Origin of the sequence: Frankia sp. ACN1ag (assembly GCF_001414035.1) — a bacterium.
In the GTDB taxonomy this organism is placed as follows: Bacteria; Actinomycetota; Actinomycetes; order Frankiales; family Frankiaceae; genus Frankia; species Frankia torreyi.
Genome location: NZ_LJPA01000001.1, coordinates 310,061 through 334,019 on the forward strand (window position 1 = coordinate 310,061; position 23,959 = coordinate 334,019).

Here is a 23,959-nt window from a genome sequence, read left to right on the forward strand (position 1 = left end):
CGGCGGTGGAACCTGGGTGGCACGGGATCGGTGTCGTCGGTGGTCGCATCCGTACGCAGGACATCGCGCCGTGCGGGGGGTCGGCTGCCGCCGGGGGGCGGCCGACCCCTTTTCGTCCTCTTGGCGATGCATCCCCCGAAATCACCCTTTCTCCGGTCCCCCGGACGAGTACCGTCAGAAGATGGAGACCGAGACGGCGAGCGACGCCGAACTCGCGTCCGCGCTGCGGCTGTCGGTGATGCGTCTTTCCCGACGAATGCGCCAGGAGCGGTCGAGTCAACTCACCCCCACGCAGACGTCCGCGCTGGCGTCGCTGGAGCGCCACGGCCCGATGACGCTCGGGGAGATCGCGGCGCACGAGCGCGTCCAGCCGCCGTCGATGACGCGGGTCATCGCGCATCTCGCGGTCGCCGGGCTGGTCGAGCGCCGCCCGCACCCCACCGATGGGCGGCAGGTGATCGCCGAGGTCACCGCGAAGGGGCGGACGTTGCTCAGCGACGATCGTCGGCGCCGGGACGAGTGGCTGACCGACCGGCTCGCCGCGCTGTCGGCCGAGGAGATCGCCGCCCTGACCCGGGCGGCGCCGATCCTGGACGCCCTCGCCGGCTCGTAGTACTGCGACGGCACTGCCGCCTCACAGCTCGACCCAGCCGCCTCGCTGGTGGGAGGTGCCGGCGGCGGCGATGAGCCGGTTCGCGGTGAGCAGGTCGTGGAAGGTGGCGCCCCGCACCAGCCGCGCGTCGTCGAGTTCGGTGGCCCGCACGACGTCGTAGGTGGCCTCCATCAGTCCGGGTCGGGCGGTCGGCGGGGTGGGCATCAGCAGGTCGCGCACGCCGGCGTCGTCCTGGCGGCGGACGCGGCGGCCTTGGACGACGATGCGGCCGGCGTCCCCACACACTGTGATGGTGGCGGTGTCCAGGTTGCCGCCCATCCGCTCGTTGATCAGCACGGTGGCGCCGCTGGCGGAGAGCAGGGCCAGCGTCACGGGCGCATCGGGGGTCAGCGTGGCGGCGGGCATCGCGGCGGGATCGGCGCAGACCGCCAGGATCTCCCCGCACCAGCGCATCGCGAGATCGATGATCTCGACCCGGCCGGCCGGGCCGGTCGGCGCGCCGACCACGGTCATCTGGGTGAGCCGACCCAGCGACGGGACCGTGGCCGCGACGTGGATCGCCGCCGGCCAGGCCCGCCCGTCCAGGGCCACCACGTGGGCGAGATCGGCCTCCTCGGCCAGGTCGGCGACGGCACGCAGTGTCTCCGCCTCGGCGGTGGCGGGGCCGGCGAGCAGCACGTGCAGGCCGATCTCGGCCGCCCGCCGGGCGACGATGTCCGAGCCGGGCGGCGGGGTCTCCACGCAGACCGCCTCGATGTCGTCCGAGAGCAGGGCGAGCAGGTCGGCGTAGGCGCGGGGANCCCCCGCCTCGGCCGCCCAGGCCAGCGACTCCAGCGGCTCCGGGGCGAGCAGGCCGACGACCGCGACCCCGGCGTCGCGCAGGACCTCGGCCGTCGTGCTGTCGGAGCCATCGGTGACCAGCGCCATTGCGAGCGGCAGGTCGGGCTGGCGGCGGCGGACGAGCCGCCGCAGTTCCCGCCAGCTAGCGGACAGTGCCGGATCACGCGGTGGCACCAGCTCGGGGAGCGTCGTCACGGCTCTGATAGTGCCGTTGCATGAGGGCGCAGGATAGGGCGCTTCATGCCGCCGTCCCTTGCGGGGCGGCACTCCCGGTCTGACCGGCGCGAGCCGTGCCGGGTTCCCGTTTCGCAGCCACCTGCCCACCGGAGTGGGTCTTACGGTCGGCTCCACGGGCGTTTTGTGTCTCCGACGTACTGGCGGCGACAAGGATACGCAGGTTGATCGCGGCGTTCAGGTCACGGTCGAGGACCAGCCTGCAGGACTGGCAGTGGAAGGTGCGGTTGGCCAGGGTCAGGCTTGGGTTTCGCCAGCCGCAGCCGGAGCAGGTCTTCGAGCTTGGGTACCAGCGGTCCGCGACGTGCAGTGCCGATCCGTACCAGCCGGTCTTGTAGGCAAGCTGGCGGCGGATCTCTGCGAAGCCGGCGGTGGCGACGGCTTTCGCGAGGCGCCGGTTGCGGACCATTCCGGTGACGTTGAGGTCTTCCACGACCACAACGTCGTGGGTCTTCGCCAGCCGGGTCGCGATCTTGTGGAGTCCGTCGCGCCGCTGGTTGGCGATCCGGCCGTGGACACGAGCCAGTTCGGCGGCGCACTGGCGGCGGCCAGCGCTGCCGGGCTTCGACCGGGCGTAGGCCCGGGACGCCCGGCGCAGTTTCCGCTCGGCGCGCTGGTAGTGCTTCGGGTTGGGAACCATCTCGCCAGTGGACAGGACAGCGAGGTGTCGCACGCCCAGGTCGACCCCGACTGTCCCGCCCGCCCGCTGCCGGCGCGATGGCTCGGCGGGAACGTCCCGGTCGGCCTCGGCGGTGAACGACACGAACCAGCGGCCTGCCGTGCGGGACACGGTCGCGCCGAGCAGCCGGGCCCGGCCATCGGCCAGACGGCCGGTGAGCGCGCCCATCGGCTCGTGGACCTTCACCCGGCCGATCCGGGGCAGCTTCACGTACAGGTCGCTCGCCGGGCCGTAGGCGCCGGTGGTGTAGCGGAACGAGTCGCGGGCCTTCCCGCGTTTCTTGAACCGGGGGAAGCCGACCCGCCGGCCCTTGCGTTGTCCCTTGCGGGAGTCGGTGAAGTTCTTCAACGCGCGGGCAAGCTGGTCCAGGCCGGCGGAGAACGCCTCCTTCGAGCACTCGTCCCACCACGGCGCGATCTCCCGCTTGGCCGCGTTCCACGCGAGGCGCAGCGCGGGAAGCGTCCACGGCACCGGAGTCAGCCCGCCGCCGGTAACGCCGTAGGTCTCCTCGGCGGCGCGCTGCGACAGTGCCGCCTTCACCCGCGCCAGACCCCAGTTGAACGTGAACCGGGCCGCTCCGGCATGCCTGCGCAGGCCGGCCAGCTGGGCGTCGTTCGGGTCGAGGGCGAACCGGTACGCCTGGAGCGTCTTCACGGGCGGTCCTCGGTGGCGGCGGCGACCGCGCGGGCGGCCCGGTTCGCCGCCGCCCCCCGGCCGTACAGCCGGGCGCACATCGACGTCAGGATCTCCGTGATGTCACGGACCAGGTCGTCGTCGACCTCAGCCGGGTCGACCACCAGCAGCCGCCGGCCCGACGCCTCCAATGCGGCCTGAACGTCTTCTGCGCCGAACCGGGCGAACCGGCCGCGGTGTTCGACGACGATCGTCGTCACGTCCGGGTCGCGCAACAGTGCGAGGAACTTCCGCCGATGCCCGTCAAGCGCGGACCCGACCTCGGTGACGACCCTGCCGACCGCCAAGTTCTGGCTGGCAGTCCAGGCGACGATCCGGGCGACCTGCCGGTCAAGGTTCGGCATCTGGTTGGCGGACGAGACCCGGGCATACACCGCCACCGTCCCCGACGGGACCGGTCGCGCGGGCTGATCGACGAGGATCAACCCACCCACCCGACGCGCGGGGACCGGGAGCTTGCCGTCAAGGAACCACTGACGGGCAGTGGAGTACCCGACCCCGTTCGCAGCCGCCCATTCCTTCAGGTTCACACCACCACTATACGGCGCTCACTGGCGTTACCTGGCGCTAAACCGACGGCAGTTCCACCCCCCGGGCCGCCCGCGGTGGTCGGTGATGGCCCCGATTGTCGCGCAGAGCGGACAGCNCGCCGTCGTGTCCATCAGGGTTGACACACCTGCCTGTGTCAACGTGGGTTGACGGCCATGAACATGACCGCCACGAAGCTCGCCGGGGCGTCCTGCGACGACGACCCGCGGGTGGGTCTCGCCGCCGTCGCCTCGTTGCGAGCCCTGTTGGGATCACTTGAGGAGCTCCAGGTCGCCAGCGCCCGGCACAAGGGCTGGTCCTGGCAGGAGATCGCCGACGTGCTCGGCGTGAGCCGGCAGGCCGCNCACAAGAAGTACGGGCGCCGGTTCGGAAAGGGGAGGTAGGCGGTGTTCGAGCGTGCCCGCCCGGGAGCGCGAAGCTGACCGCGCGGCTGTTCGTGGCGGCCGTGCCGCCGGCCGCGGTGACCGACGCGTTGTGCACCGCGGTGCACCGGGCCCGGGCAGCCGCCCCCGATCTGCGCTGGTCGGCGCCCGACCGGTGGCACGTCACCCTCGCCTTCCTCGGCCAGGTGCCGGACGAGCGGCGCGGCGACCTGGACGCCCGGCTCGCGCGGGTGGCGCGGCGGCACGGCCCGATCGCCGTCGAGACCGTCGGCGGCGGTCACTTCGGTGACCGGGTGCTGTGGACGGCGGTGCGGCCCCGGTCCGTGACGGCACAGCCTGGGCGCACGGCGGCACAGCCTGGGCCGACGGCGGCACAGCCTGGGCGCACGGCGGCACTGTCTGGGGCCGCAGCGGCACGGCCTGGGGCCGCGGCGGCGCCGGCCGGGGCGCTTGGGGCGCTCGCGGCCGGCGTGCGGCGGGCGGCCGAGCGGGCCGGCGCCGCCGCCGGGGCGGACGACCGGCCGCTGCGAGCGCACCTGACGCTCGCCCGGGTGCCCGACCGCGGCCACCGCGGCCACCGCGGGCTCGGCCCGCTCGTCGAGCTGCTGCGGGCCGACGTGGAACCGCTGCCGTGGACCGTCGACCGGCTGGTCCTGATGCGCAGCGTCGACGGCGGCCCGGGCGCCGCCCCGGTCTACCGGCAGGAGGCGTCCTGGCCGCTCACCGGCCGGTGACGGCCGCCCTCAGGACGCCACGGCCGGGTCGATGATCGGGCGGTAGCGGTAACCCACCCGGCGGACCGTCTCGATCCGGTACCGGTGCTCGGGGCCGAGCTTGCGCCGCAGCCGGGTCACGAGGACGTCGACCGTGCGCACGTCCGGGGACGTGGCGTCGTCGGCCTGGTGCCCCCACACCGATGACAGCAGCGCCTGCCGGCTGTGCGCCTGCCCGGGGTGGTGAACGAAGAAGTCCAGCACCTCGAACTCGAGGTAGGTCAACTGCAGCGCCCGGCCGTCCACGGTCGCGAGCCAGGCGGTCCGGTCGATCCAGACCCCCGAGCGGGGCGGGGTCTGGGTGGTCGGGCGGTGGTCGGGCCGGGCCGGTGCCGTGGTCGCCCGCGTGTGAGCCGGGGCGGGCGCGGGCTGGCGGGGGAGGGTCGCCGCCGTCCCGACGGGCGTGCGCGGCGGCGTGGTCACCAGGCGCGGCCGGTACGGGAGGGTGGTCGTCTGCGGGGGCATCGCTGGCCTTTCGGTCAGTGGTTCTCCCGGTCGCCGGGAGCTGTGGGCGCGGGGCCGGGTGGGTTTGTGGAGCCGGGTGGGCCTTGGAACCTGGAGTCTTGGCAGGCTTTGGAGCCTTGGCGGGGCCTTGGCGTCGGGCGGTCCCTGGCCTGGGCGGGAATCCTGAGCGGGCGGTGGCGGCGGGGCTGGTCCCGGTCCCGGTTTCGGCGGGCGCGGGCCAGGGGCCGGACAGCGCTCGGGCACCGCGACGATGGGGCGGCCGAGCTGGTGTGGACCGGGGCGCGACGTCGACGGTGTCGGCCGTCTTCGCCGGTGGCGTGGAGGGACGTGGTGGCCACCGCGACGACGGGGTGCGCCTGATCGACTACGGGCCCGTGGCGATGACGGCGGGCCTCGGCAGGCCGGGGCCGGACCTCACTGGGCCGGGAATCCGGAGCCCGTGCGGCGGCTCCGGCCGGCCCGCAGGCGCGGGCGCCGGTGGTGCGGCTGGCGGCCGCCCGTCAGACAGCCGGACAGGCAGCCGAGGCGACGCGGAGCAGATCGATATGGCTCCGGGTGACCAGGATCAGCCGCTTCAACACAAGAGCAACGGAAGCACACTGCTCCGGTCGCCGCCAAGAGAATAAAAGTGTGACTTGCTTCACATGGCGCTATGAGATGTACCGAACGGGCGGCAGCGGGGGCCTGGGACTCCAGGTCCGCGCGGTCGATCGGCGGGTGGGTCAGGGGTTCCGGACGGACGGATCGTGTCCTTATTTATCCGATTAGGGAGGTTTCGTTCGGAAGCTCGCGAGTCGCGCGGATGGTCGAGCAAAGTCGATTTTTCCGGTGGGGAAGCCGGAATATACTGGTGGATCGTTCGGCATCCGCTGCTCGGGGACGCGAAGCAGCCGAGAACAGGAGATCTCATGGCGCTGCCTGATTTCCTCGTGATCGGTGCGCCGGACGCGGGCATGGAGATCCTCCTCGCCGACCTGCGCCGCTGCCCGGCCGTCTTCCTGCCCGCCACCGCTCTCACCCCGCCTACCACTTTCCCGCCGATCACCACTTTCCCGCCGATCACCAGTTTCCCGCCGATCACCGCTCTCGGTCCGCCTCTCGCTCTCGGTCCGCCCGGCGATCCGGACTCCGGTGCCGCGTCAGGTGCCGGGGAAACGGCACAAGGCGGCGCAGGGGTGTGGGGGCTGGATGCGGCGCGTCGCCGGGCGCGGTTCGAGGCCCTGGTCGACCCGGCGCCCGCGGGCGTCCTGCGCGGCGTGAGTGCCCCGTACCACCTGGCGGACTTCACGGCGCTGCGGCACCTGCACGAGATGCTGCCCTACGTGCGGCTCATCGCCCTGCTGCGGGATCCGGCAGCGCGGGCCCACGCGCACTGGCTGCGGATGCGTGCGTCCGGCCTGGAGCCCATCGCCGACTTCGAGGGCGCCCTGGCGGCGGAGTCGGCGCGGGCCTGCACCCCCTCGTCCTGGCCGTGGCGGTATCTGGCCCTGGGCCGGTACGGCGCCCAGGTGCAGCGCCTGTACACCCTCTTCCCGCGTCAGCAGGTGCTCCTCGTGCCCTACCCCGAGCTGAGCGCGGATCCGGCGATCGCGCTGGGTCGTGTCCACCGCTTCCTCGGTCTCGGCCGCCACCGCGGCCCCGCCGGTGTCGATCGCGCGGGCCCTCCCGCCGAGGTCCTGGTCGAGCGGTGCGGCGACCCGGTCGGCGCGCGGTGCGCCGATCCGGCGGTGGTGGCCGCGGCGCGGCGGCTCGATCCGGCTGTGGCCGCGCGGCTGCGCGCCGGTTTCGGCGCCGATCTCGACCTGCTCGACCAGGTGACGGGACGGCGCTGGGCGCTCGGTCCGACCCCGGACTGAATCCCCGCACGGACCTGTCCGCGGCCGAGGCGGCTCGACGCCCAGCGCCGCCGCCGGGTCAGCGGGATCCCTGGGTGAGGGCGACCGAATCGGGCACCCGGACAGCCTCGGGCACGGTGAGGGGGATGATGCCCTGGATCTGCCCGATGACGTAGTGGGCCGACATCATCGCCCCCTCCTGCCAGCCGGGCAGCGGGGAGCTCTGATCACCCAGCACGTAGAAACGCCCGTTGCTCGCGGGCTGGAGGAGCTGCTTGTAGGCCCGCCGCCGAGAAGTAGTCGTTGCTCGGATACCAGAGCTGGGTGATCGGATGATTCGTCCAGCCGATCCCGCCGTAGATCTGGTCGGCGTCGCCCTCCCAGAAACGCTCCTCGGCCTGCCAGCCGACCTTGCAGGTGCTCGCGAACTCGACAGCCCTGATCGCCGCATCGAACTCGGCGGAGAAGTTTGTCGAGATTCCCCGCAGTACCGGCAGCGGGATACTGCTCACGCAGTAGTCCGCGACCAGCGTCCGCGGTAGGCCGTCGCGCCGGTAGTCGACGGCCGCCTTACCCTCATCGAGCAGCCGAATCGTGGTGACCTCGGAGTTCAGCTCGACGACCTCGCCGAATTCACTGCCAAGTTCCCGCTCGAAGGCGGTTACGATGCGATCCATGCCGCCGACTGGCTGGAACATCGTGGCCTGCCAAAGATAATCCACCGGCTGGTAGAAGCTGTGCCGCCAGAATCCCGACTCCAGCAGCTCCCCGGCCCCGGCGTCCCGTTGCTCGAGCGTCCCGGCGAGCATGGCCGCGAGGCGCCCGCGGGTGTCGTTGGCGACCTGCCGGTTGCGCCACCGGACGCCCCGGCCGTCGGCGAGGTGAACGACGTTCGCCGTCGTCTTCGTCATGTACGGCTCGAGGTCGACGCCGAACGCGCGGCAGTAGTCGAGCACCCGGCGGTGGTGGTAGGGGATGCGGCCGGGGCCCAGGTCGAGGTAGAGCCCGTCGTCGAAGGAGCACCGGTGGGTGGTGACCGGCTCGCCGGTCGGGCCGAGCTCGCGGAGCACGTCGCCGCCGCGGGCGGTGCGGTTACGACCGCCCGCGCGGTCCGACGCCTCCAGCACGGTGCACCGGTAGCCCAGCCGGCCGAGCTCGTACGCCGCGGTCGGCGTCGCGCATGGTGACCCACCTGCCCTCGTCGTCGTCTGGTGACTGGTACTCGTCTGGTGCCTGGTGGTCGTCCGTGGTCGTGACCGGGGCCGCCCCATCCNCCGACCGGAGCCGGCCGGCGGACGGGACCTGGCGTCACCCGGTGAAATTGAGATCGATGACCTGGTAGAAGCCCTTGGCGGTGTCGGCGACCTCCCAGACGCTGAGCAGGACGTGGTAGCCCTGCCGCTGCGGCAGCACGATCGTGTGCCGGGTCGGGTTCTCCGGCAGGAGGTCGTCGGCCGACCAGTAGGGCTGCCCGCTGTTCTGGACCTGATGGATGGGGTCCGGCTCGAACTGGGCTCGGCTCAGTGGGGCGTTCGGATCCCAGCCCTCCCGGGTCAGGAAGTAGTTCCACCGCCGCGTCTTGTGCGGGGCGTGGAAACTCCAGGTGATGGTGAGCCGCTGGCCGGCGGCGACGGAGTGCTTCTGCCAGTCCGAGCCCGGCTTGTCCAGTTCGGCGGCAAAATCCTGGCCGGCACTGGCAATCTTTCCGTCGGTGGGCGGGGCATCGTTCCGGACATCGTCCGGCGCGGACGGATCGGCCAGCCCGGCCTGCGTCTCCGGGAAGAACTTCCCTGATTCCAGGCCTGCGGACTGCCATTCGGCGAGGTATATGTGCGCGCGGGAGGCCGGCTCGGAGACCGTACCGTGCCGCGGCGCTACTTTGCTCTGAGTCATGGTGTAACGGTAGCGTCGGACCTCTTGGTTTGCATTCCCTAAAAACGGGAAGCCGATGGCTTCCGCAATGATTTTCCGAAACTCGCCCGAGTCGTTTATGGAGTTTTCCGCGGAAAGCCCCGGACCGGGATCGTGTGCCGCGTTCCGGTCGAGTGGGGGCGTCCCGGCGATCCCGGCCCGCGGGCGGCGGGTACCGTCTGGCGGGATGAGTGCGTCAGCGAACAGCGACCCCGCCGGGGGCGTCGCCGGCGGGTCGGCCTCGACCGACCCGCCGGCGCTCCAGCCGCTGCCCTACGACGGCGTCGTCTCCGTCGCCGTCGGCACGGTGCTGTGGGCCGTCGCCGCGCTGGTCATGCTGGTGTTCCTGGACGACCTGCGCGACGACGGCCACCTGTGGTGGCTGGCCACCGCGATCTGTGGCTTCGGGCTCGGGCTCGCCGGGCTGTGGATCGTGATCCGTCGCCGCAACCGGCTGCGGGGCCGGCAGGGGTAGCCGGCTCTCGCCGGCTCACGTCTCGTCGAGATCGTCCTCCGCCGCGCGGAAGGCCGCGCCCGCCGGGTCGCGCAGCTCCGCGGCGAGCGCGTGCCGCCGGTCCCACTGCCCGCCCCGCCAGGCCAGCGCCCGGGCCAGCGCGTCCGGGCCGGCGTCGGCATCGACGTGCACCTCACCGCCGATCCCGCCGAGCACCCGCCACGGCACCCGCGTCGGCCGTCCGGTCAGGTCCTCGACCAGCAGCGGGCGGTGCACGCGGTACGGGGTGCCGTCCGGCGCCCGCCGCGGCTCGCCCTCCGGGCCGTCCGGGCCGTCCGGGCCGTCCGGGGCCCACTCGGTGGTGGCGGCCCCGGCCCCGCCCGCCGCGATCTCGCAGGGCGCGATCTCCGCGGCCAGCGGCACCCCGAGGACGTGGGCGACCTCGGCGGCGCGGTCCAGCGGCAGCCGCAGCGCGCCCCGACCGGTTCCCAGCAGGTCCAGCAGGTCGGGCGCGTCCACGACGACGGCCTGCCCGCTCGGCACGACCCCCTCGGGTGTCCGTACGGTCAGCGGCGGGTCGAACCGCTCGCCGCCCGCGGATCGGTCCGGTGCCGCGAGCACCCGGGCCACGGCGTCGACCGCGGCGATGTAGAGCGTCCGCGCCGCCGGCCAGGGGACGTCCCGGTCGGCGTCGCCCAGCCGGTCGAGCAGGTCCATGACCGCACCGAGGTCGCCGAGGACGTCGTCGAGGGTGAGCCGGGCGCCGAGGTGGCGCAGGAATTCGTCATCGACGCCGGCCAGCGGGGCAGCGGGGGCGAACAGGCCGGCGAGCAGCGGATCGGCGGCGGGAAGCAGCAGCTCGCGCGGCGGCAGCACCCGGTCGGTGCCCGCCACGGGCAGCACCGCGTGCCGCGCCAGCCACCACCGGGTGTACGACGGTTCCGGGGCGAACACGGCCTCGCGCAGCGGCGGGCGGGCCAGCTCGGCGAGCGCCTCTGGCCAGGCCGCCGGGTCGACGAGTTCGAGGTCGCGCACCGCGACGAACACCCCGATCATGGCCGGCGCGGGCGGCCCGCCGGCCGGCGGGAGGCGCAGGTTCGCCGAGCCTCCCGGCGCGCCGCCATGATCGTCCGCTGTGACGTCGTCGACCCAGATGTCGCTGTCGTCGAGATCGAGCAGGATCTGCTCGTCGGCGTCGAGCGGCAGGTCATAGGTGCGTAGCACGCCGAAGGAGTGCAGCACGCCGACCCGCTCCAGCACCTGCGCGGGCCATGCCCGGGCGACCTCGGGCGAAAGGGTCGAGAACGGAGCGTCCTGCGCCAGCACCCGGTCCAGCGGGCCCCCCTCGACGAGCAGCTCCCCGGCGGGGGTGAACTCGCCGTCGGCGGCCGGTAGCAGCAGGTCCTCCAGCCAGCCGAGCTCCGCCGGGTGCTCCTCGCCCGCGTCGCGGACCAGGGCGAGCACGGCTGCGGCCAGCGCCAGCAGGTCGTCGGGATGGTCGTCCGGCTCGGCGTCGAGCACCGCCTCGCGCACCGCCGGATCGCGCAGCACCCCGGCCGGCGTGCCCTCCAGGGCGCCCAGGGTGCGCAGCGCGTCCCGAGCGCCGCCGGCGCAGGCGTCGGGATGGACCACCCGCAGCGGCAGCCCCGAGCGCACCAGGGCGACGATGTCCAGATCAGCGGTGGGCAGCAGGGTGCCGCGCGGGCCGGTGACCATGCGGGTCCGCAGGCCGCCATCGTCGGTCGGCCCCGCTGCCGCGGGGGCGGTGAGCGCGTCGGCCGCGTCGGACCCGTCCGCGCCGATCTCGGCGAGCGGCACCGGCAGCGCCCCCAGGGCGTCCCGGTCCGGCGCTGCGACCAGCAGGGGGTAGAGCCGTCCCCACCAGTCCGGCGGGCGGGAGACTCCGGACAGCAGCTCGACCAGCGCGGCGCTGTCCACCCGCCGGACGCCGAGCAGGTCCAGCGCGGTGCGCCACCGCCGGGCGGCGTACGTCGCCGGGAGCAGGCCTGCCACCAGCTCCGCCCCGCCCGCACCCGGATCTGTGCCCGCACCCGGCGGACCGCCCGTGGCGATCGGATCGGCCGGGCTGGCGATGTCGGGCGGGCTGGCGATGTCGGCCGGGTTGGCGGGATAGATCTGGCCGGCGGGGTCGGCCGGGGGGCCGGGGGCACGCAGCAGCTCGGTCACGGCGTCGGTGGCGGGGCCGAGGTCGGCCACGGAGCAGTCCCGGCCGCGCAGGGCGCCAGGGAACAGCGCCGAGTCGGGGAGTAGCCGTAGCAGGGACTCGCGCAGCCGCCCGTCGACCGCGCCGAGGGGGAGCCCCGTCGGGATCAGGGTCAGGGCGGCCAGCGGATCGGGCGGCTGCCCGACCGGTGCGGCCTGCGCGCCGGGGCCGCCGCCGGCCTGCGCCTGGTCGCCCGGCTCCAGCCCGGTGCCCAGGTATTCGGCCAGGAGGACGGCGGCCGCTGCCAGCTCGTCGGTGAGCCGATCACGCAACGGGCCGCCGACGGTGTGCCGTCGGGATGGATCTAGCGGCAGCTCGACGCTGGCCAGGACCGGCAGCGAGAGCGGCTCGTCGGTGGGCTGCGGCGCCCGCAGCACCCGGGCCACGCCGTCCGGCCACCCGCCGTCGCGGACCATCACCCGGGCGGTGAAACCGGTCCGTCCCCGCTCCTCGACCGGGCGGTCGGCGAGCAGGGCGGCGGGGATCACGCCGCTGCGCGCGATCCCGCGCCACCGCTCGCCGTTCAGGTCGGCTATCTCGACGCGTTCGATGACCGGATCGCCGGCCGGCCCGGCGCTGCCCGCCGGTGCCGCATCCCACCCGCCGTCCCACCCGCCGTCCCGGCCGCCGCGCAGCCAGTGACAGGTGACGGTCCGCACGGCGCCGTCCACGTCGACAACGATCTCGCCCGGGCCGCCGAGCACCAGCGGCAGGGTGGGATCGAGCCCGGCCAGCAGCTCCCGCGCGAGCGCCACCGCGGCGCCGTCGCGCAGTGGGAGCCGGACGACGGTGTCGTAGCCCTCGGGCGGCGGTCCGGCAGTGATCGTGAACGGCAGCCGCAGGATCGGCACGGCGCCCTCGCGCCGGGCGAGCTCCTCGCTCAGGCGCACCGCCTGAGTGCTGCCGACGCCGCCGGGAACGTCGAGGGATGAGCCGGGATTCGTTGCGTCGCGATTCGTTACGTCGCCACCGATTACGTCACCACCGTTCGGTGCGGTGGCCGGCGTGGCGAGGGCCGTCACCGCCTCGATCACCCGGGTCCTCGACCAGGCCACGCCGGTCGCCAGCGGGTCCGGGCCGCCGCGGGAGACGATTGCGGGCTCGTCCGTCACCGCGAGGACCGCGGCGAAGCCGGCACCGAACCGGCCCACGGAGGCACTGTCACGTTTGGTCGAGGCCCGGAGGGTCGACAGCGCCTCGACACCGGCGGCCGACAGCGCCGCCCCGGTGTTGGCGATCTCCAGCAGGCCGCCGGGCCCGGCCTCCGGCGCGGTGGCGTCGGTGCTCAGCCGGAGGAGCACCCGTGCCGGCACGCCGGCCTCGCCCGCGGCGTCGACCGCGTTCTGCAGCAGCTCCACCACGAGACGGTCGTGGTAGGCGCCGAGGGCGGCGTCCTCCTCCGCGTTGGCGTCCTCCCGGAAGCGGGCCGGCGAGGCGACCCAGGCGTCCAGCACCCGCCGCCGGATCGCCGCGGTCCCGTACACGTCTGCCGCAGCATGTGCGGCGGTCACTGACACCCGCCCATCCTCGTCTTCCCGCGCCGCCCACGGCGGGAGCGGGTTGGCCCGGATCGCGCGCGGCGCAGTGGCCGGGCTGTCACCGCTCGGGCTGGCACCGCTCGGGCTGGCACCGCTCGGGCTGGCACCGCTCGGGCTGGCACCGCTCGGGCTGGCACCGCTCGGGCCGGCGCCGACCGGGCAGGATGGGGCGATGCCCTCCCGCACCCGCCGCCGGGACGCCTCGGCGGCGCTGCCCGAGCTCGCCGCGGCCGTCGTGCCCCAGTGGGAGCGTGTCGCCGGCGCCGTGGCCGATCTGCCGGACGGCGCGTTCGCCGCGCCGAGCGTGTTACCCGGTTGGACGGTCGGAGAGCTGGTTCTGCACGTCGGCCGGTCCGCGACCGCGCTGTCGCTGGCCCTCGCCCCGTTCGCCGCGGACGGGCCGGCCACGGCGCCCGTAACCGCGCCGCGGCTGGTCTCGGCGGTCGACTATCTCAGCGGCACCGGGGCACGGGCGGAGGCCATCGCGGACACCGCCCGGGCCCTGGCGGCGCAGACCGGACCGGCCGGGACGCGCGCGGGGCTGGCGGGCGAGGTATCGGCGGCAGCGGCCGCGCTGGCGCGGGTCACCGACGGCGACCCGGTGGTCGCGACTCCGGGTGGCCCGATGCTGCTGACCGAGTTCCTGCGCACCCGGGCGGTGGAGGCGGTGGTGCACGGGCTCGACCTCGGCGTCGAGCCGCTGCGGCCGGCGTTGAAGGTGGTGACGAGGCTGTTCGCCGAGCTGTTCGTCCACCGGGTGCCCGGGCACACGGTGGAGCTGCGCGTGCCCCCCTTCGCCGCCGTCCAGGTGGTCGAGGGGCCCCGGCACACCCGCGGCACCCCGCCGAACGTCGTCGAGGCCGGGCCGGTCGCGTTCGTCCTGCTCTGCGCGGGGCGGCTGGCGTGGGGCGACGCCGTGGCCGACGGGCGGATCTCCGCCAGCGGCGAGCGGGCCGATCTGAGCGGTTACCTGCCGCTGTTGTGACGGAGGGGTGGGCTGNGGGGGAGGCTGCGGGGCAAAGGGCCGGCACGCGAGGCAAGGGCCGATGTGCGTCGTCGCTGCTAGCGTGGAGAGAGGTAGCTGCCGGTCGAGGCGGTGGCCGGAACCGGTCCGCCACGTCTCGTCACGAGTGAGGACGGGCCGGCGTGGACGCGGTCCCGCGCGTAACCCTCCGCATTTCTCCGGTGTCCCTGACCAGTCGAGGAGTCCTGGTGCCAGACGTCGCCGCCCGCATTGGCGCCATCCCCACAGCGGGGTCCGAGCTATCCGATGATCCCGGCCCCCGGGATGCCTGCGGTGTCTTCGGCGTCTGGGCGCCCGGTGAGGACGTGGCGAACCTGGCCTACTACGGGTTGTACGCCCTGCAGCACCGCGGCCAGGAGGCGGCCGGCATCGCGGTCGGCGACGGCCGGACGGTCGTGGTGTTCAAGGAGCTCGGGCTCGTCGCCCAGGTCTTCGACGAGATCACCCTGTCCAGCCTGAGCGGCCACGTCGCGGTGGGGCACACCCGGTACTCGACGACCGGCTCCTCCACCTGGGAGAACGCCCAGCCGTCCTACCGCACGGCCAGCTTCGGCGGCCCGATCGCGCTCGGCCACAACGGCAACCTCACCAACATCGTCGAACTTGCGCGGGGGCTCGGTGCCGGGCGGGATCGGCTGCGCGCGACCACCGACTCCGACCTCATCACCGCGATGCTCGCCGACCATCCCGGGCCCACCCTCGCCGACGCGGCGATGGCCGTGCTGCCCCGGCTCGCCGGCGCCTTCTCGCTGGTCTTCTCGGACGCCTCGACCCTCTACGCGGCCCGCGACCCGCACGGCATCCATCCCCTCGTCCTTGGCCGGCTCGACGACCACCCGGACGGGGCGTGGATCGTCGCCAGCGAGACGGCCGCGCTCGACATCGTCGGCGCGACCTTCGTCCGCGAGGTCCAGCCCGGCGAGATGATCGTCATCGACGCCGCCGGCGTGCGGTCGCGCACCTTCGCCCAGGCCGATCCGCACGGCTGCCTGTTCGAGTACGTCTACCTCGCCCGCCCGGACACGGCGATCGCCGGCCGTTCGGTGCACGCCACCCGGGTCGACGTGGGCCGCCAGCTCGCCCGCGAGGCGCCCGTCGAGGCGGATCTCGTCATCCCGGTGCCGCAGTCCGGCGTGCCTGCCGCCGTCGGCTACGCGGAGCAGTCCGGCATCCCGTTCGGGGAGGGGCTGGTCAAGAACTCCTACGTGGGCCGCACCTTCATCCAGCCGTCGCAGACGATCCGCCAGCGCGGGATCCGGCTCAAGCTGAACCCGCTGCGCGACGTCATCGAGGGCCGCCGCCTGGTCGTCGTGGACGACTCGATCGTGCGCGGGAACACGCAGCGGGCGCTGGTCCGGATGCTGCGCGAGGCCGGCGCCGCCGAGGTCCACATCCGGATCTCCTCACCCCCGGTGCGCTGGCCCTGCTTCTACGGCATCGACTTCGCCACCCGCGACGAACTCATCGCCAGCGACGCCGGCGTCGAGGAGATCCGTGCCTCGCTCGGCGCGGACTCACTGGCCTACGTCTCGCTGGAGGGCCTGGTCGCCGCGTCCCACCAGCCGGCCGAGTCCCTCTGCCGAGCCTGCTTCGACGGCGTCTACCCGGTGCCGCTGACCGAGTCCGACAAGCTCGGCAAGCACCGCCTGGAGCCGATGGCCGGCGCGCAGACGACCGCAGACATGATCGCCGAGGCGATGCGCCGGGAGGTGACGCTCGGCATGAACGGGGGCGATCCGTCCCCGGACGGCCACGATGACGTCGACCTGGCCGATGACGTCGGCCTGGCCGACGGCGCTGGCCTGGCCGACGGCGCTGATCCCGTGTCCCGCGCGGTCGACGGACCGCCGACCCGAGGGGAGAACGGTCGGGCGCCCGTGCCCGGCCTGGACCCGCCGTCGGCGGCGGAGCGCCGCGGCGCGCACCGGCCCGAGCCGGCCGGGGCGAGGCCGGCATGAACGGCGCCGAGCGGATCACGGCCGAGCCGGCCACCCCGGCGACGACGAACGCCCCGGCAGCGTCGGGCGTTCCGGCAGCGTCGGGCGTTCCGACGTCGGCGGGCACTTCGACGCCCGCGGGCGCCTCGTACCGGGCCGCGGGGGTCGACGTGGCCGCGGGGGACCGGGCCGTCGAGCTGATGCGCGGGCACGTCTCGCGGGCGACGCGGCCCGAGGTGGTCGGCTCGCTGGGCGGGTTCGCCGGCCTGTTCGCCCTGGACACGACGCGCTACCGGCGGCCGCTGCTCGCCTCGTCCACGGACGGTGTGGGCACCAAGATCGCCCTCGCTCGCGCTCTCGACACGCACGACACGGTCGGCATCGACCTGGTCGCCATGGTGGTCGACGATCTTGTCGTCTGCGGCGCCGAGCCGCTGTTCCTGCTCGACTACATCGCCTGCGGCGCCCTGGTGCCCGCGCGGATCGCCGAGATCGTCTCGGGAATCGCGGCCGGGTGCGAGCAGGCCGGCGCGGCGCTGGTCGGCGGCGAGACCGCGGAGCATCCCGGGCTCATGGGTAGCGACGACTACGACCTGGCCGCGACGGGGGTCGGGGTCGTGGAGGCCGACGGCGTGCTCGGGCCGGAGCGGGTCCGGCCCGGGGACGTGGTGGTCGCGATGGCATCATCCGGCATCCACTCCAACGGCTTTTCGCTCGTACGGCACATCTTGTTCGGTCCTGTCGATTCTGGCCAGCCCGGTGGCGTCTCCGAAACCGCTGCGGCGGGTCTGAGGTCATACGTCCCCTCCCTGGGGGACACACTCGGCCGGTCCCTGCTTACCCCGACCCGCATCTACGCGAGGGACTGTCTGGCCCTGGCCGCAGCGGTGGAGGTGCACGCCTTCGCCCACATCACCGGCGGCGGCCTCGCCGCGAACATCGCCCGGGTGATTCCCGCCGGCCTGGTGGCGACCCTCGACCGCGCGTCCTGGGCGGTCCCGGCGATCTTCGGCCTGCTCGCCGAGCGCGGCGCGGTGGACCAGACGGACATGGAGAGCACCTTCAACCAGGGCATCGGCATGGTCGCGATACTGCCGGCCGACGTCGTCCCCGAGGCGCTCGCGTTGCTCGCGGAGCGAGAGGTGCCCTCGTGGATCGTCGGCGAGATCGGTGCCGTGGCCGACGAGACCTATCCCGGCGGTGAGCCCGGCGAGGGCAGGGCGGCCAGGGTGCGGGAGACGGCGGAGGCCGGCGAGCCGGGGGCGGACGCCACGCCCCGGGCCCGGCTGGTTGGCCGGCACCCGGCCTGAGCCGCTCGCGGCCGGGCGTCGCCCGGCCTGAGCCGGTCGGCGGAGGCGGGCCGGTGCCCGGCCCGGGGCGCCCCCCGCCGGAGCGAGTGGCCGGCGGGTGTCCGCCGGCCAGGGCTGCCCGCGCGTGTCGCTGCGGGCGAGGCGCGCGGGCAGCGCGGACTGCCGGAGCACCACCTCGGCGCCACTGGTCTGCGAGGCCATCGGGCCGCGGCGCGGCCGGTCTACAGCCATCGGTCTGCGCGGGATACGCCCGCCCAGGCGAGGACGGGCCGCGGGCCGACGACTGCGTGCCCAACGCGGGGCGCGCCACGACGACGGGGCGCATGCGAGGGCGACGCTGCACTTATCGGCCGCGTCCCAAGGATGGGCACGGCAGTCAGCGTCATCGCGCGTGCACGGAGGCAGCACGACATGGCGGTGGATGCCCGGACCGAAGCCCGGGCCGCCACCATCGGCGACGACCGCCGGGGTGAGCCTGCCGCGGCGGGACGGCTACCGACGTGACGCTATGTCAGCGGGAGGAACGGCGGTCGTCCTCGTCGTCTGCGTAAGCGTCGTATCCGTAATCGTCATCTACATACGCGTCGTCGCTGTTGTTCTCGCGCGTCGAGCCCGCGCCCAGATCCGCCTTCAATCGGTCGAGATCCATATTGGGCGAGTTGTACTTGAGCTCGCGGGCGACTTTCGTCTGCTTGGCCTTAGCTCGGCCGCGCCCCATGGCTCGACCCCCTCGAACATGACGACGGGGACCCGCCCCGGTGCTCTCACTGTCTCGTGCTTCCCGAGACTACAGGGACCGGAGGCTTCTCGGCACGCCAACCCGACAGTTGCCTGTCCTCGGACAAGATGTCCACGATCGGAAGCGCTCCGTGAAGCCTGCTGTCCGGCGGGTTCGATCGGGGAATCGGGGCCGCTCACCGGCTCGCGGGCGACCCGACCCGCCACGCCGTGGTGTGCGCACCGTCACATTCTCTCGATCGCCTGACCTGCGCGGACGTGCCGTGACCCGGCGCCCGGGGTCGGGCCGTGTCACCCACTGCAGGCGCACGTGACCCGGCGCGGCACAGATGACCCGGCGCAGCGCGTCCGACTCAGCGCAGCAGGAGCCCCCGCAGCCGGCCCACCTCGGCCATCCGGCGCTCGGCGAGCCGTTCGGCCGCCTTCGTCGGCGTCACGTCCTCGTCCTCGGCGAGGCGGAGGACCTCGACGGTGGTGTCGAAGATCCGCGCCGCCCGGGCCCGGGCCCGTTCTGGCGAGTACCCCTCGATCTCGTCGGCCACCTGGATGAGTCCGCCGGCGTTGACGACGAAGTCGGGCGCGTAGAGCACCCCGGCGTCGGCGAGCCGCCCGCCGATCTCGGGCGTGGCGAGCTGGTTGTTGGCCCCGCCGCAGACGATCTCCGCGCGCAGCCGGCCGATCGTCTCGGCGTCCAGCACCCCGCCGAGCGCGCAGGGCGAGTAGACGTCGAGGTCAAGGTCGAACAGCTCGTCGGGGTCGGCCACGGTCAGCGCGGCGGGGAACTCGGCGCGCAGTCGGGCCAGGGCCGCCGGGTCGACGTCCGCGGCGATCACCGAGGCGCCATCCGCCAACAGGTGCCCGACGAGGCGGCGGCCGACCTTGCCGACGCCGCTGATCCCCACCCGGCGCCCGGCGAGGTCCGTCGTCCCCCACCGGTGCCGGGCGGCGGCGCGCATGCCCTCGAAGACCCCGTAGGCGGTCAGCACGCCGGAGTCGCCCGACCCGCCGTGGGCCGGCGAGCGCCCGGTCACCCAGCGCGTCTCGCGAGCGATGACGTCCATGTCGTCGACGTAGGTACCGACGTCGCAGGCGGTGATGTAGCGCCCGCCCAGCGAGGCGATGTGGCGGCCGAAGGCGCGCAGCAGCGGCTCGGACTTGTCGCGGGCGGGGTCGCCGATGATGACCGCCTTGCCGCCGCCTAGGTCCAGACCCGCGCAGGCGGCCTTGTAGGCCATCGCCCGGGACAGCGCCAGGGCGTCGGCGAGCGCGTCGTCGTCGGCGGCGTAGGGGTGGAAGCGGGTGCCTCCGAGGGAGGGGCCCAGCGCGGTCGAGTAGACCGCGATGATCGCGCGCAGCCCGGCCCGCTGGTCCGAGCACAGCAGCACCTGTTCGTGGTCGCGAACGGCACCGAACAGCGATGTCATCGTGCACCTCCTGGGGGACGGACCCGGCGTGGGACCTGGACCGTCGCGGCGCCGTCCGCCAGGCGGACCTGCGGGTCGGTGGCCGGCTGGGCGCGGGCGGCGGGGTAGGCCGGGTCCTGGCGAACCCTATGGCCCCGGTAGCGCGCACGGCTTGCGTGCGGACGTGCCAGGATCGAGCCATGCCAGGTTCCAGGGCATCCGCGTGGGTGTCGTTCGCGGCGCTGCGGCGTGTGACGGGGTTCGCCCCGCGGGGTGGGTGGCACGCCGCTCACGCGTGGCCGGGGCCCGGGCCGGACGCGGTCTGTGGGAGCTGAGATGGCTGTCGTGTCGCCCGCGGCGTACCTGCGTGTGTATGAGCCGCTTGCGGCGTTTCCGGCCGCCGAGCGCGGGCGCTGGCAGCGGTACGCGGCCGCGGGGCCGCCGTCCCGGCGGGCCGGCTCGCGCCGGGAGCGCGTCGTCGCCCTGGTCGCGACCATCCGGCCGACCCTCGACGTGGCCGACGAGTCGGCGTTCGTGCAGTGGATCGACGGGCTGATGTTCGTCTGCCCGTGGTCGACCCAGTTGCGGGTGTGGCAGGCGGCGCTGGAGTTCCGCGGCCTGATGCCCGAGCGGGTCGCCGAGGCGTTCCTGCCGCGGCGGATCACCGAGCCGGCCGAGATCGAGCTGGACCGTTGGAAGGCCCGCCGGCCGAGCCTGAAGGTCCACGTCCAGACGTGCACCTGGATGGTCCCGCCGCCGTGGTTCCTGCTGTTCNACCCGGCCGAGCGGTCGCTGGTGACCGGAGACACCGCCGAGCGGTCGATGATCTACCGGACGACGATGAGCCTGGCCCGGCGCCGGGCGAACCGCGCGGTGGAGGCGGTGGAGACGCTGCGGGGGGGTTCGAGTGAAGCCCCCGCGGTCGAGGGCATCGGCGATCTGGCCCGTTGGCTGGGGTCCTTCCATCCGCAGAGCAGGGTCGAACTGGACTACGACGGGCTAGTTGACCTGCTCGACGATGACATGCTTCGGCGCGACAGCTCGGTAGAGGACATCGTCGAGGCTGTCAGCGCGTTACGCCGTGGGCGAACAGACCTAGCGGTCGAAGCCTACGAACGGGTCCTGATGAGGTGGAGACCCTTGCAGGCGCGGGAATCCGCAAGCTGATCGACGCATTCCGTTAACCGAGAGTCGCCGTCCGCTTCGGACGAGCTGTGACTAGTCAGCAGATGGTCCTGACGTGCCATGTCCGAAATGCCCCCGAAGGATGCACGATCTGTATGGGACGGAGCGACGCTCTGTGACGGGAGGCCAACACAATGACGACACGAACGCCGGACGCCGAGCCGCTGCTGACGCCCGCCGAGGTAGCCACGATGTTTCGGGTTGACCCGAAGACCGTGACCCGGTGGGCGAAGGCCGGCAAGCTGACGTCGATTCGGACCCTTGGTGGGCACCGCCGGTACCGGGAGGCCGAGGTGCGTGCCCTGCTGAAGGGGGTCCCGAGCATCGGAGGCGACATCTAGATCGCGCTGACCTGGCGCGTAGCCGGAAGCACCTCCTTTCCCTCGTCCGGGCGGCAGCCGCCGCCAGTGCGAGGGTGTCGGTGGTCTGACCTTGTGGAACAGGGCCGAAGGCTCGGAAGGCTGTCCGTTCGGTTGAGAACCGGACAAGCCGGCCGGTCTGGGCCCCCACCTTCGGGCCACCTGGCGTAAAGGAAGTGTGAAGATCCGAACGCCGGGCTGCCCGGCCGGCGGGGAGGCCGCCGGGCGGGGTCCGGTTCGCGTCGACGTCCGCATCAAGGGCCACCTGAGCACCGGGAGGGCGCAGGGTGGACCTGTTGGGGAACCGGCGGACGGCCCGGTGGGCCGTCCGCCGGCCTCGCACGCGGTGGCGACGTCGGACGGGGCCACCGCGGCCTGGCGGCGTCGTGCACCGATTGATGACCGGCACCCGCCGTCTGGTCTTGCCAGGCGGTGTGGGGTCGGGCGAGGGGCAGCACCATGGACCGTGACCGCCCCCAAAGCTGGGTGGTTCGCTCTGCCGTGCCCGGGTTCCTGCCCAGCGTCAGCGCGTTCCGGTTCACGAACAGCTTCGACGTCCAGCCCCTGCTGGCCCTGCGGCTGCCCGGCCTGCCCTGGGGCCTCGGGATCGGGGACGCCAGCCGCGGCCTGTGCGGCGGCATGATCTTCGCGGTGCGCGACCTGTTCGAGGCCGGCCTCGCCGTGCCGCCCGACGTCGAGCCGCCCCGGCGGGGCTCCCCGCTGTACGGCTACTTCGTGCGCCGCCTGCTGGCGAGCTTCGACCTGCCCCGCGGCGTCGCCCGCTACTACGGCCTCATGCGAGCGGCCGACGCCTACCCCCAGCCGCGCCGCGGGGGCGCGTGGTGGCCCGGCGCGAGCCGGCCGGACCGCCGCAGTTCTGCCTCTGCCTCTTGCGGCTCTGCCGCTGACCCCCGCGGCTCCACCGCTGACGGTCCCGGCTCCGTCCCCAATCGTCCCGGCTCTGCTCCGGGACGGCCCGGCAGCGCGCTGGGCCGCCTCGGCGTGGGGCTGCGCAGTCTCGCGGACGAATGGCCGCGGATCCGGCTCGACCTCGACTCCGGGCGGCTCGCCCCGGTCGGCGTCATCACCGTCCACTCGGCGGATCCCCTGCAACTCGGCCTGAACCATCAGGTCCTGGCCTACGCCTACGACCAGGTCGACATGGCGGTGACCCTGCGCGTCTACGACCCGAACACCCCGCTCGAGCGGGCCGACGACGTCACGATGTCCTTCGATCTCGCCAGCGCAGGCGGTGCCCCCGGCAGGGTGCGCATCTCCCACTCGATCGCGATCGGCGGCCGGCCGGTGCGCGCGTTCTTCCACTCTCGCTACCGGTGGGCCGACCCGCGCCCGGCCCTGCGTGCCCACGCCGCCGGCAGCCACTGACCGGACCCAGCGCGGACGGGTTTGTCGGCCACCCTGGCCATCCCCTATGCTTGCAGTGCTTCAGACGATCGACGACGTGGCTGAGCGCCGGCTCTGCCCCGCCTGTGATCGTCACCGCGCCCCCATCGTCTAGCGGCCCAGGACGTCGCCCTTTCAAGGCGGTAGCACGGGTTCGAATCCCGTTGGGGGCACACAGAGTGATCGATCAGTTACCCGAGGTCATTGATCGAGACCTTTTCCTACCAGCAACGATAACGATCAGCCCATCGCCGATCACTCAAGCATAATTATTTTCCGTGCCCGCAATGCCCCTGTATGCCGTATTTGCTCCGCACGGGTTCGTCCCTAGAGGGGGAGCCCAAATCAAGCCGCCGAGAGGCCCCCGCGGTCCATCGGACGGGCCCACGACACCCGAGCACAGGGGACCACAGAGGCATCCCCGCGGGGTCGGAACATCTTCCTACACACACAGCCCTNATCATGATCTAGAGGTCAACCGGAGAAAGTCCGCGCATCTGTGCGCCTGCGCACAAGAGAGAGGGACACCCGACAGACCACGGAGACGCTCGGGCACTCCGACAGCCCCAACCCGTGCGTACACCAGCGTGTAGGCATGGAGACAGATCGAAACGGTGGGCTNACGGACGCCTCGCCGACACCAAGCGAGGAAACTCCGGTGATCGTGGGGTTCTGCCCTCGAGGCGGCCGGTCATATTGTCATCTCTTCGTCGAGATAGAAGCGTTCGGGCTCGCTGCGGTTGTTGTAAAGGTCCCAGTACGTCTCGGCGATGGTAGAGGGCTGAGATTTCGGTCCGCCCTGCCCGATCCAGGCGGCGATGGCGACATGTGCGGCGTGGACCCCCTGCGGGGCGAGCGCGGCGTGGAGATTGAGCACCCAGTTGCGTAGCGCGCCGCTGGCCGCGGCGATGTTGGCGAACGGCGGGTGGATCACGGGCCCGGACGAGGCGCCGGTGCTGACCAGGATCGTGCCCGCACCCCGGGCGAGCATGTCGGGCAGCACCTGGCGGACAGCGGTGATCGCGCCATACAGGTAGTACTCGATCTGCGGCTGAACGCTCTCGACGGTCAGACTGACCGCGTCCACGGGTGTCAGCCCGGCCGTCTGCGCATCCGGCGGCGCCGGCGAGTACTCCAGGACGTCGATCGGACCGAGCAGGTCCTTCGCGGCGGAGAGTGCGCTGGCCAGCGTTGCGCGGTCGGTGACGTCGGCGGCGAAGCCGTGCGCCTGGATGCCGTCGGTTGCGAGGTCGTCGACGAGCCGGTCGAGGTTGTTCTGGTTGCGGGAGACGAGCGCGACGCGGAAGCCCTTCGCGCCGAACCGCCGGGCGATGGAGCGGCCCAGTCCGGGGCCGGCCCCGACAATGGCGATGGTGCTCATGAGTATTTCTCCGGTACCGGTCGTCGG

The 23,959-nt window shown here is 73.4% G+C and carries 22 protein-coding genes, 1 tRNA gene and 3 pseudogenes; 13 read left to right on the forward strand and 13 right to left on the reverse strand.

Going from position 1 to position 23,959, the window contains the following annotated elements; translation table 11 throughout:
• The first annotated feature begins 181 nt into the window (after positions 1–181).
• A complete protein-coding gene (locus tag UK82_RS01315; protein WP_044885462.1) occupies positions 182–613 on the forward strand; it encodes a MarR family winged helix-turn-helix transcriptional regulator in 432 nt (143 codons plus the stop codon).
• 21 nt (positions 614–634) lie between these two features.
• On the opposite strand, the gene UK82_RS01320 is transcribed toward UK82_RS01315, so the two are convergent.
• From UK82_RS01320 to UK82_RS01330, 4 genes and pseudogenes are all read right to left on the reverse strand, one after another.
• Positions 635–1,412: Gfo/Idh/MocA family oxidoreductase (locus tag UK82_RS01320; RefSeq protein WP_236705338.1), on the reverse strand; the 778-nt coding region annotated here is incomplete at its 5' end.
• A gap of 1 nt (position 1,413) precedes the next feature.
• A pseudogene (locus tag UK82_RS34885) lies at positions 1,414–1,648 on the reverse strand (dehydrogenase); the annotation flags it as partial.
• A 43-nt stretch (positions 1,649–1,691) separates the two neighbouring features.
• Positions 1,692–3,020 carry an IS607 family element RNA-guided endonuclease TnpB gene (tnpB, locus tag UK82_RS01325; RefSeq protein ID WP_044885497.1) on the reverse strand — a complete coding sequence of 443 codons (1,329 nt, stop codon included), beginning with the start codon at positions 3,018–3,020 and terminating at the stop codon, positions 1,692–1,694.
• Positions 3,017–3,589, reverse strand: coding sequence for an IS607 family transposase (locus UK82_RS01330; protein ID WP_044885464.1), 573 nt, complete (start codon positions 3,587–3,589; stop codon positions 3,017–3,019). Before UK82_RS01330 ends, tnpB begins: the two co-directional genes overlap by 4 nt.
• 174 nt (positions 3,590–3,763) lie before the next feature.
• On the opposite strand from UK82_RS01330, the gene UK82_RS01335 reads away from it, so the two are divergent.
• Both UK82_RS01335 and UK82_RS01340 read left to right on the forward strand, forming a co-directional pair.
• A partial coding sequence (locus UK82_RS01335) for a helix-turn-helix domain-containing protein (RefSeq protein WP_396230430.1) occupies positions 3,764–3,951 on the forward strand: 188 nt, incomplete at its 3' end.
• Between the two features lie 117 nt (positions 3,952–4,068).
• Positions 4,069–4,725: a 2'-5' RNA ligase family protein gene (locus UK82_RS01340; RefSeq protein WP_255354228.1), complete on the forward strand. Its 657-nt coding sequence runs from the start codon at positions 4,069–4,071 to the stop codon at positions 4,723–4,725.
• 9 nt (positions 4,726–4,734) lie between these two features.
• Here UK82_RS01340 and UK82_RS01345 read toward each other — a convergent pair whose 3' ends face one another.
• Both UK82_RS01345 and UK82_RS42195 read right to left on the reverse strand, forming a co-directional pair.
• Positions 4,735–5,229 (reverse strand): winged helix-turn-helix domain-containing protein, encoded by a 495-nt coding sequence (locus UK82_RS01345; RefSeq protein WP_044885466.1) that lies wholly within the window; start codon positions 5,227–5,229, stop codon positions 4,735–4,737.
• A gap of 500 nt (positions 5,230–5,729) precedes the next feature.
• Positions 5,730–5,873, reverse strand: a complete 144-nt coding sequence (locus UK82_RS42195) for a putative leader peptide (RefSeq protein ID WP_372666233.1) — start codon at positions 5,871–5,873, stop codon at positions 5,730–5,732.
• 264 nt (positions 5,874–6,137) lie between these two features.
• Here UK82_RS42195 and UK82_RS01350 point away from each other — a divergent pair, with 264 nt between their 5' ends.
• A complete protein-coding gene (locus UK82_RS01350; protein ID WP_055406047.1) occupies positions 6,138–7,085 on the forward strand; it encodes a sulfotransferase in 948 nt (315 codons plus the stop codon).
• A 58-nt stretch (positions 7,086–7,143) separates the two neighbouring features.
• Here the strand turns inward: UK82_RS01350 and UK82_RS34890 are convergent, their stop codons facing one another.
• The 3 genes from UK82_RS34890 to UK82_RS01360 form a co-directional block, all read right to left on the reverse strand.
• Positions 7,144–7,302: a hypothetical protein gene (locus UK82_RS34890; protein WP_236705340.1), complete on the reverse strand. Its 159-nt coding sequence runs from the start codon at positions 7,300–7,302 to the stop codon at positions 7,144–7,146.
• Positions 7,292–8,335, reverse strand: coding sequence for an FAD-dependent oxidoreductase (locus UK82_RS01355; protein ID WP_236705341.1), 1,044 nt, complete (start codon positions 8,333–8,335; stop codon positions 7,292–7,294). The genes UK82_RS34890 and UK82_RS01355 overlap by 11 nt, the downstream gene beginning before the upstream one ends.
• Before the next feature lie 37 nt (positions 8,336–8,372).
• Positions 8,373–8,957: a lytic polysaccharide monooxygenase auxiliary activity family 9 protein gene (locus tag UK82_RS01360; RefSeq protein WP_044885468.1), complete on the reverse strand. Its 585-nt coding sequence runs from the start codon at positions 8,955–8,957 to the stop codon at positions 8,373–8,375.
• A 205-nt stretch (positions 8,958–9,162) separates the two neighbouring features.
• Here UK82_RS01360 and UK82_RS01365 point away from each other — a divergent pair, with 205 nt between their 5' ends.
• The gene (locus UK82_RS01365) at positions 9,163–9,450 is read left to right on the forward strand and encodes a DUF2530 domain-containing protein (RefSeq protein WP_044885469.1); all 288 of its coding nucleotides are present in this window, start codon (positions 9,163–9,165) and stop codon (positions 9,448–9,450) included.
• Between the two features lie 15 nt (positions 9,451–9,465).
• On the opposite strand, the gene UK82_RS01370 is transcribed toward UK82_RS01365, so the two are convergent.
• Positions 9,466–13,170, reverse strand: a complete 3,705-nt coding sequence (locus UK82_RS01370) for a sacsin N-terminal ATP-binding-like domain-containing protein (RefSeq protein WP_055406048.1) — start codon at positions 13,168–13,170, stop codon at positions 9,466–9,468.
• Between the two features lie 193 nt (positions 13,171–13,363).
• Here UK82_RS01370 and UK82_RS01375 point away from each other — a divergent pair, with 193 nt between their 5' ends.
• The 3 genes from UK82_RS01375 to purM all read left to right on the forward strand — a co-directional run bounded on the left by UK82_RS01375 (position 13,364) and on the right by purM (position 17,462).
• Positions 13,364–14,176, forward strand: a complete 813-nt coding sequence (locus tag UK82_RS01375; protein ID WP_055406085.1) for a sterol carrier family protein — start codon at positions 13,364–13,366, stop codon at positions 14,174–14,176.
• 227 nt (positions 14,177–14,403) lie between these two features.
• Entirely contained in the window at positions 14,404–16,173 is a 1,770-nt protein-coding gene (gene purF / locus UK82_RS01380) for an amidophosphoribosyltransferase (RefSeq protein WP_044885471.1), read from the forward strand.
• The gene (purM, locus tag UK82_RS01385; protein ID WP_082121899.1) at positions 16,170–17,462 is read left to right on the forward strand and encodes a phosphoribosylformylglycinamidine cyclo-ligase; all 1,293 of its coding nucleotides are present in this window, start codon (positions 16,170–16,172) and stop codon (positions 17,460–17,462) included. The genes purF and purM overlap by 4 nt, the downstream gene beginning before the upstream one ends.
• A gap of 511 nt (positions 17,463–17,973) precedes the next feature.
• Here the strand turns inward: purM and UK82_RS01390 are convergent.
• A complete protein-coding gene (locus tag UK82_RS01390; RefSeq protein ID WP_011601395.1) occupies positions 17,974–18,180 on the reverse strand; it encodes a DUF3073 domain-containing protein in 207 nt (68 codons plus the stop codon).
• 373 nt (positions 18,181–18,553) lie between these two features.
• On the reverse strand, positions 18,554–19,624 hold the full coding sequence (locus UK82_RS01395; RefSeq protein ID WP_044885472.1) for a Glu/Leu/Phe/Val dehydrogenase dimerization domain-containing protein: 1,071 nt from the start codon (positions 19,622–19,624) through the stop codon (positions 18,554–18,556).
• Between the two features lie 315 nt (positions 19,625–19,939).
• Here UK82_RS01395 and UK82_RS34895 point away from each other — a divergent pair.
• The 5 genes and pseudogenes from UK82_RS34895 to UK82_RS01415 all read left to right on the forward strand — a co-directional run.
• A pseudogene (locus tag UK82_RS34895) lies at positions 19,940–20,377 on the forward strand (hypothetical protein); the annotation flags it as partial.
• A gap of 1 nt (position 20,378) precedes the next feature.
• Positions 20,379–20,770 (forward strand): annotated as a pseudogene (locus UK82_RS34900) (hypothetical protein); the annotation flags it as partial.
• 152 nt (positions 20,771–20,922) lie between these two features.
• Positions 20,923–21,129, forward strand: a complete 207-nt coding sequence (gene bldC, locus UK82_RS01405; protein ID WP_009741343.1) for a developmental transcriptional regulator BldC — start codon at positions 20,923–20,925, stop codon at positions 21,127–21,129.
• Positions 21,130–21,606: 477 nt separating this feature from the next.
• On the forward strand, positions 21,607–22,533 hold the full coding sequence (locus tag UK82_RS01410; RefSeq protein WP_055406050.1) for a hypothetical protein: 927 nt from the start codon (positions 21,607–21,609) through the stop codon (positions 22,531–22,533).
• A gap of 118 nt (positions 22,534–22,651) precedes the next feature.
• Positions 22,652–22,724, forward strand: a tRNA-Glu gene (locus UK82_RS01415).
• Positions 22,725–23,242: 518 nt separating this feature from the next.
• On the opposite strand, the gene UK82_RS01420 is transcribed toward UK82_RS01415, so the two are convergent.
• Positions 23,243–23,932: an SDR family oxidoreductase gene (locus UK82_RS01420; protein ID WP_055406051.1), complete on the reverse strand. Its 690-nt coding sequence runs from the start codon at positions 23,930–23,932 to the stop codon at positions 23,243–23,245.
• Positions 23,933–23,959 lie beyond the last annotated feature (27 nt).